5 protein-coding genes and 1 pseudogene are annotated in these 8,012 nt (G+C 42.5%); 2 read left to right on the top strand and 4 right to left on the bottom strand.

The features are described from left to right. The 4 genes from PLK24_RS05825 to PLK24_RS05810 form a co-directional block, all read right to left on the bottom strand. The coding region (locus PLK24_RS05825) for a DNA alkylation repair protein (protein WP_324477193.1) at positions 1–559 on the bottom strand (559 nt) is incomplete at its 3' end. After that, the gene (locus PLK24_RS05820; RefSeq protein ID WP_324477191.1) at positions 553–1,458 is read right to left on the bottom strand and encodes a hypothetical protein; all 906 of its coding nucleotides are present in this window, start codon (positions 1,456–1,458) and stop codon (positions 553–555) included. The genes PLK24_RS05825 and PLK24_RS05820, both read right to left, overlap by 7 nt. A gap of 161 nt (positions 1,459–1,619) precedes the next feature. Next, the gene (locus tag PLK24_RS05815; protein WP_324477189.1) at positions 1,620–2,435 is read right to left on the bottom strand and encodes an SDR family oxidoreductase; all 816 of its coding nucleotides are present in this window, start codon (positions 2,433–2,435) and stop codon (positions 1,620–1,622) included. 583 nt (positions 2,436–3,018) lie between these two features. Further along, positions 3,019–5,037, bottom strand: a complete 2,019-nt coding sequence (locus PLK24_RS05810; protein ID WP_324477187.1) for a serine hydrolase domain-containing protein — start codon at positions 5,035–5,037, stop codon at positions 3,019–3,021. 983 nt (positions 5,038–6,020) lie between these two features. Between PLK24_RS05810 and PLK24_RS05805 the strand changes: the two genes are divergently transcribed. Next, a complete protein-coding gene (locus tag PLK24_RS05805; protein WP_324477185.1) occupies positions 6,021–7,739 on the top strand; it encodes a lipocalin-like domain-containing protein in 1,719 nt (572 codons plus the stop codon). Between the two features lie 28 nt (positions 7,740–7,767). After that, a pseudogene (locus PLK24_RS05800) lies at positions 7,768–8,012 on the top strand (hypothetical protein); the annotation flags it as partial.

Below are 8,012 nucleotides of genomic sequence, written 5' to 3'. Positions count from 1 at the left end.
TCAACATCCAGCCCACTGCTTTATGAATAAGGTCCTCCATATCATTGAGAAGCATTTCAGCAATCTTCAAAGTGTCAGCAAATTTATTTTGAGTTATAAAGTAGGACGTGGCCATTATGGCTATTCTGCGCTCCCACAGGTTTTCTGACTGTGCCAGCGTGTAAATTGGTTCTTTATCACGCTTGAACAAATAAGCACCGACAATCGGTCCAGCCGATGTATCGACTAAATCCCAGTTGTTGATAAACTTGGTGTTTTTGAGATAGAGGTCATAGATTTTCTTACTTTCTTCCTCTCTCGCTTTTTTAAAAAGATCGATGAGCACAAAAAGGGCAAATAAACGTATTTCATGATAGGGTGATTGGAGAAATTCTTCAGCCTCATCTATGGATATAGTGTTGAATTTTTTGGCGATATTTCTAATCGTGGGAACTCTCAAACCTAAAAATACGTCCCCTTCTCCGTATTCACCTTTCCCGGTCTTGAAGTATTTTTGTAAGTGCGCAGCACGTTCCTGATCACTCAATTTTTTAAATTCTTCATGTATGCTTTTCACCATGGTTTCATTCCTTCTTCAGAGTAGAATTCCAGCACTTCTTTTGCTCTTATGGTAATAAAATCATTGGGCTGGTTGGTTTCTCCTATGCTTGTGACCAAATTAGGTATCTTTTTCTCTAAAATCCACCTACCACCTGGCAGGCATTTTGATCTTAATAAATCAAGAGCTGGTTTGAGCCTTTCTGATTGAACATTTTCCCTTTTTAACAACCAGAGAATTTCCAAAAAATCGCTTTTATACATATTCGGAAATGTCAAATTATCTATATCTTTAATCATTATGGTACCTCTTCGATGAGATCTAAAACATACACTATGTAATAAAATAAAATCGATACATGAATTGATTAACTTGTTGATTGAACGGTTTCTGAGTTTTACTGGAACGAAAGAAAGTCCTTTCAATAATTTTACAATTCCCCAGTAACAACTATGTTTACCATAGCAACTGGTATTAGCACAATACTGATTTTTTTCGGTGATATAGTCACCATCATCAAATCTTTGGTATTGAGAGAAAAATTCAATGGCTTTCATGGTTTCTTCGCCAATTAAACCAGAAAAATAGCTTTCCAGGTATATAATGTTCCCATTAAGGCAAGGAATCGGAAAATGATTTTCACTTAAAGAATAGATGAGGTTGTCTGAATCAAAAAAATGATCCTTGATGATTTCCAATGGTTGTTTCACTCGGTGGTCGTTATTATCAAGACCAATATCAGCAAGCAGTATTAACGTCCACAAAGTGGCTTTAAAGGTCGGAGCATAATGAAGACAAGTAGGATAATATTTGTCGGATTTCGAAAGCATTTTCCAACATCCATTCTTTCCTTGCAGGTCAAATATGTTATTGATAATTTTTGTATATCCATCCATTTTTACTTCCTTTTGAAGAACCATTCAACAACTTATTTCAAAACACCAAACTATAGATTTAAATCCAGGTTTCATCCTCATCTTGACCTTCTCTCATCAAGGGAGAAGGAGGAAATTGAATAGTGAGAGAAGAAATATTTTTTCAAAAAATAACTAAATTTTTTCAAGGTCATCAAAAACCAACCTCATGCTCGCATGCCGTACCGGTGTGCCTTAAAAGTTGGATAAACCGAAAATTGGGGAATGGTAATTTCGGGTGGCAAGGAGGCTATGTATAAAAGAATTTTGGCTACATAATCGACATCGATACAATTGGCGTAAATTCCTCCTTTGGCTTCTTCAGGATCCAACCATCCCTCCAGATAAGACGTCAATCCTTCGGCATAGAGTCCTTGATCTATGATTTCAGTCATGGGGGTCTTGACGTGAGAGGGATTGATAACTGTTACGGCAATATTCTTTTTGACTCCCTCTAAAAGAATGTTTTCACTGAAACCCATCATTCCATGCTTTGAGGCTCGATACGGGCTGTGGCCAGGACTGGAGGCAAGTTTGGCTGAAGTCGAGCCAAGGTTGATGATTCTACCTCCGGTAGGTTGTTTTTCCATAATTCTAAAAGCTTCCCGACAACATAAAAATACTCCGGTCAGGTTGACTGCTATGGTTTTATTCCACTCCTCCAGGGTTACTTCGGAAACGGGCGGAGCCAGAGAATCCCGTCCGGCACTATTGACCAGAACATCAAGCTTCCCCCATTTTTGGGTAACTTCCTTGAAAAAATCAATAACGGTGTTTTCTTCGGTCACATCACCAGCAACAGAAAAACATTCTTCCTGAAGAGTCTGGACTTCACGCAACACCGTTTCCATGCGTGACTCGTCGATATCCAGCATTGCAACTTTACAGCCATTCTCAGCCAAGATTTTTGCTGCAGCTTCACCTATTCCCGAAGCACCTCCAGTAACGATAGCGACTTTCTCTTCCATTATCTTCTTCAACATTATCTTTTAACCCCCCCCACCTTTCTAAGATACAAATTTTAAACATCTCAATTTTTCCTGAAATGATCCCTACGTTGTGATTTAAGTTTCAGTATCCCTTATAAATTATTATCTCATAGTAAGTATTATAAATATTGATTTTATAATTTCCCTTAAAAAATTATAACTAACTCGGTCGAGGATATCATACCCACTCAAAGATTCCCAATAAATTCTGGTCTTCTTCCATAGGATAAGATGGAAATTACCTCTACTAATCCTTTAGAGAGTATATGCAAGGAGACCTATCAGTGCACTTAGGTGTTGGAGATAAGGTTTCTTTAGTCAACTAATCCAGCAAGACTTTCCAGAAAGCAGTTGAAGAAGTTCCAATTTTCGATTGATTTTCATGCTTTTCCCTGAATAGGAATTATCCTTTAATCCAGTCAGGTGAGAATGAGCTCCACTTGTGACTTGAAAGACACAATATAATTTTAATGCGGGATAGGAAAGATTTATTGCAAACTTTCCTATCCCAATACCAGGTTATTCAAATAGTTTAACGATCACTTCTCACCGCTTATTGGCTATCATTCACCATTAACTAATTCCTGGTTACATTGAATACATCACCGGCGTGTCCAATGAGCTCAATGAAACCACCAGATGGAATAAAGACTTTACCGCTATCACTCAGGCTGTCGTAGAGGACCGATCCTTCCGGAGAAAAGATAAATACCCTACCCTGCTCGGGTTTCTGGATGTCAACAATGCATTCTTCTGGTACCGATAGCCACTCGCTGTAATTGAGATTACCGATAGTCACTTCATTTTCCCCTGTTTCCAGTGGAAGAGCGGTTTCGATGGGACTGTAGAGAAAATCAAAAACCCTTGCCCAGGTGTGTCCGTCATTTTCGAATAGAGTTAAATCAGTCTGGTCTCGAACAGCTCCGACCGGAATACCAGCATACTGTGGAGACAAGATCTGTTTGACCCCTTGGAAAACCACATACCCGGGAAGGTCTTCAATGAGCTGAGAGGTCATGATGTGCTCTGGGTTGAATGCTTCTCCAGGGAGCACGTTTCGTCTCAGCCAGCTTGTTCCGTCCATATCGATTCCCAAATTCAGAGGTTCATCGAGTTTACTGAGCTGCTGCCCGATAAGCATCTCGACGACTTGGTTAAAAATGGAGGTCGTCAGCAGACGATGTCCATTCACTGTAAGAAAAGAAAAGCGACTATCATCGGGACCGTAAAAATGCCCGTCCCGGTAAGTCAGGGTTATAACCGGTACTTCTTCTTTTTTATCCAGCTTGGTTACATTAACGGTATTAGTTTCAAGATCGAAGGTTACTTTGAATGGGTTAGGTGCATAATAACCCTGAAAAGCAAGATACTCTTCTGGGATGGCTTGCGGTTCCTTCGGCTTGGCTACTGTCGCTGGGGGAGCTTCCATTAAACCCTTCTGAATAAGGAGGCTGTCCATGATGGCAAAGGCGATTTTTACGGCGTCACCGCTCCGGCCACTCTGGATGACCGCAACCGAGAGCCTTTCTTCTGGAGCGGAAAGTAGCATCGAGTGATAGTCTGTCGTGTCACCCCCCTTTCCGATCAACTTGACCCCTTTCCCCGTCTGGGGATACTGGATTACCAGGTCCAAACCTAATCCGTAGGCAAATTCTCCATATAACCCCGTCTCATCCCAAACCTTTTGAGCGAGAAGGGACGGTTGCCAACTGGTCATTTCGGTAATAGCTTCTGAAGAAAGAATCTGGTTTCCTTTCCCGGAAAAGGCATCGGCAAAACGAACTAGGTCGATCGCTGTGGAAGCGAGTCCACCAGCACCCAAAACCGAAAGTATTTCCAGGGGAATTTCCTGACCGGTATCAGGGGCGTAAAATAATGCGAGTAGGTCTTTGGGTCTTTCCCCGAGACTCTTGCCGGTCTTTTTCAGTGAAAGCGGTTGGAAGACTCTTTCTGATAAAAAATCGATATAGGATTGACCACTAACTCGCTCGACTAGCATTTCTGCCAAGGTAAAACCATCATTACAATACGGAGCCATTTCTCCGGGAGCGTGCTTCAAGGTTGACTGCGACAGATTATCCAGAGTGTCCTGGAAAACATCGGGTTTTGCTTGGTAGCCAATCATGTTAGCATAGCACGATCCGGGAAAACCAGAAGAGTGGTCCAGCAACATCCGTACGGTAATATCGCGGTACCGTTCATCGGCCATGGTGAATTCCGGGAGATATTCAATGACTGGATTGTCGAGTTCCACCAATCCATCATCCACCAGAAGCATCACTGCGGTTGCACAAAACAGCTTGCTGATCGACCCGATATTGAAGATGGTATCGGCATCGACCGGAATACTCTTGACTCGGTCAGCCATTCCGAAGCCTTCCGTATAAACCAGCTGGCCTTGGTCCATAATCGCCACTGTGGCACTCCCGGAAATTCCAGAATTGATACTCCGCCAGGCTTCCGTCCGAGCGGTGATGATGGCCGATTGGTAAGGATCCTGTTCTTCCGCCCAGACAGGTCCGATTGCCAGCAGGGCAATCGCTATCGTAACGAATAAAAGGATTAAAGAACGGTTTAGTGTCTTAAACTTTTCCATAAATTAAAAACCTCCTGGTTCCTTTGTTTGGTTTACAAGTTCTTATTGGGCTTTTTACTACCAATCGACCACGTTTTGGGATTATCCCATATTTTATAGATATTCTTCATGATCAATTCCACGTGTTAGCCCTCGTTGTCCCAGAACATCTGCTGATTTCTTGTCGGATGGAGTCTAAGTCAGTTTGGTCGGATGATCGTATGTGACCAACATAACCTGTTCCAGTCCTCCTCAGGTTCAGCAAATCGTTGTGTTAGTATCGCATTTCCACCTCCTCGCTTTCCTAACTCGGGCTGCTATTTCGGTCGCTTGATCGTTTAGCTACCGAAAGATACCTATGTCCGATCAGCTGACTTTGTGCTCGACTTCGCTGATGGCTTTCCCGTCCCAACCGTTCTGGTATTCAGTATTTAACTTATCTCAAAAACTATTATCGGCCATTTGTAAACTATAATTAGCATAAATCTGTTATTTTTTTTGGCTTCGGTTCAGACCAATTGAATATCCTACACCATAATGCTCGGTAAGATTTGTATTAACCTCTTCCTGCTCTCTTAAGGGTATTGGCAATTGTAAATCATTAAATCTGTTTTCATATCAATCTTTTGCGGTATTTGGTTTTTTCCATCCGGGGTTCTCTTGCCAGAATAATTTCAGATGAAAGAAAAAGGTCGGTTTTTTTGCTGATGACCGTTCACAGGCAGAATAGGAACCCAAGTAGCAGGTATGGAAAAAAGATGTGGTAATAGTAAGAAGTCAGACAGGTGGAAAGTCAATTGAGGTTTGAGGGACGTAGTTCCAAAATTAAAGAATTAAGAACTCAATCCCAAGGATTCTGTTTCCCGAATAAAATAGAGTAATTCACAAAATCATTCACATTAATGTAATAAAAAATTGTATCGTTATTTTTGGTTGACATTAATTTTGTTGCCATATATTATGAGTTTTCTAAGTATTGAAAAAATATTCAGGGAGGTTGTCAAATGGTTGGATATTGTGTCTTGAAAAAGTTTATCATCGCAATAATCCTATTATCTTTGACTGGTTTTTTTGACATATCCGCTTGTGCTTCTGACCTTTCCACGGAAACTTTACAAAATGTAGCCCGAGTTCTGTGGATGTACGATTATGATCCCAGCGAAATTCCAAAAGACATCCAAGAACGTCTCAATAATCCGGCCAACAGTACACAGGCTTTTGGGGAGAGAATGCTGGTGCGGCTTGATGACTTGATTACGAATCCCGATAGCTGGACCTCAGATTACTCACCAAGACACAAAATGTTTAAAGAATACTCAAATAACCTCAGTCCCCACCAAGCGTATGCCATGACCACTTTTTTGGGGCCTACCAGTTCGCGAGGCTACCAGGAAATCCCAGAAACCAAAGAATTCAGATTCCCAAAGGATGACAGCCCGCAGTATGATTACCAGGTAGGCTGGCATTTCTTTGTGGGGAGTGCTTTCACCAATTCTGGAGAAGAATACGGTGTTCAGATGATGTTCTGGCGATACTCACTGCTGCCCCCAGCGATGGCTCAAATGGCCGGTCTTAGTGATCTGGAAAACCAGATACTGGAAATGCATTTAGCCATAAGCAAAGCAGGGGATAAGCATTATCGGTCCAAACCTTATATCGTCGCCGGGACAACCGGTCTAATCAATTTTTCTTCTTATCCTTTCAAGTACGAATTGGGGAGGAATTCCATGTGCTCGTTGCAGGATGATACCCTATTTCCAATAAAACTTCAGGCATGGGGAGTGGATGAATCGGGAGAAGAGCCAGTCGAAATAGAAATCGATATAACCCTGCATCAAACCAAAGGCTATGTCCTCAACGGCGATGAGGGCTTGTGTCCAAGCTGCGGGGGAGTGGGTACGCTTTACTATTCGGTACCACATCTTCTACTCGATCCAAAAACGAGCACCCTTGGATTAAATGGTCAGAAAGTAAGCCTAAGTGGTGGGAAATTCTGGTATGATCATCAATACGGGAGTGGATTCATGCCCAAAGGTAATCCGCGAAACGAATTGATCCGCGTTGCCAGTGCACTGGATGTTAGGGAACCCGATGGATGGGATTGGATGATGATCCAGTTTGATGATGGCACGGAGATGAGTCTATCTTCTCTTCACAAAACGAAGAATGCCGCCTTTTACAATCAGACTGGAATCAATCCTCCGGGTACCATGACTGCTTCCTGTTGGGGGGTATATATCAAAGAAAATGGAGATTATGAATCCATTTCCGGTTCCATTGAGGTCGACCGGTGGATTCAAAGCACAATTCACTACGAACCTTACCTGGCAACCAACACCTGGTACCCAAACCGGGTCAAGGTGATGGTAGAATCAGCGGTTGTTCCCGAGGAGCGCCGTCAATTTTACCTGATTCCTATTGTTGAAACTGGCCAGCAAGGATATTTTGCTGCTGGTTCCCAATACTCCGAAGGGGCGGTATACCTGGAAACCCTGGATGGAGAACGGATCGGACGGGGCTTCCTGGAGTCTACAGCCTATGCGGACGTACGGAAGCAAGCTTTAGTGTTGTGCGGAATACCTACCGATGAATACATGATGGATTTATTAAATCCGGTGACCCTTACCCAAGAACAAAAAGATGAGTACCTGGCTTTCCTGAAAAAACCGGAAAATGCCCAGCAGGTGCTGGATGAGCTTGCCCGGTGCCGAGGACTATTTTAGCTCTACATGTCAATTCCCTAGGAGCTGTATGCCGAATGAAAGCGATGCTTTTAATTCATCATGGGACAGGTTTTCTTTTTTCGTTGAGCTCTACACAACTTTTGAGTGGAACTCGAATGGATGTGTACCCATGAAAGCTGAACAAGCTAAACGCTCCAAGATGGCCGCATTATACTGGGGCAGGATAAATTTAGCCGTAGACTATATTGAAAATAACCTTGACAGGGATTTTACCCTGGAAGAAATTGCTGCGGTTGCCGGTTTCTCAAAATA

Source organism: Atribacter sp. (genome assembly GCF_035418125.1).
Taxonomy (GTDB): Bacteria; Atribacterota; Atribacteria; order Atribacterales; family Atribacteraceae; genus Atribacter; species Atribacter allofermentans.
This window is presented reverse-complemented; position numbering and strand designations above follow the sequence as displayed.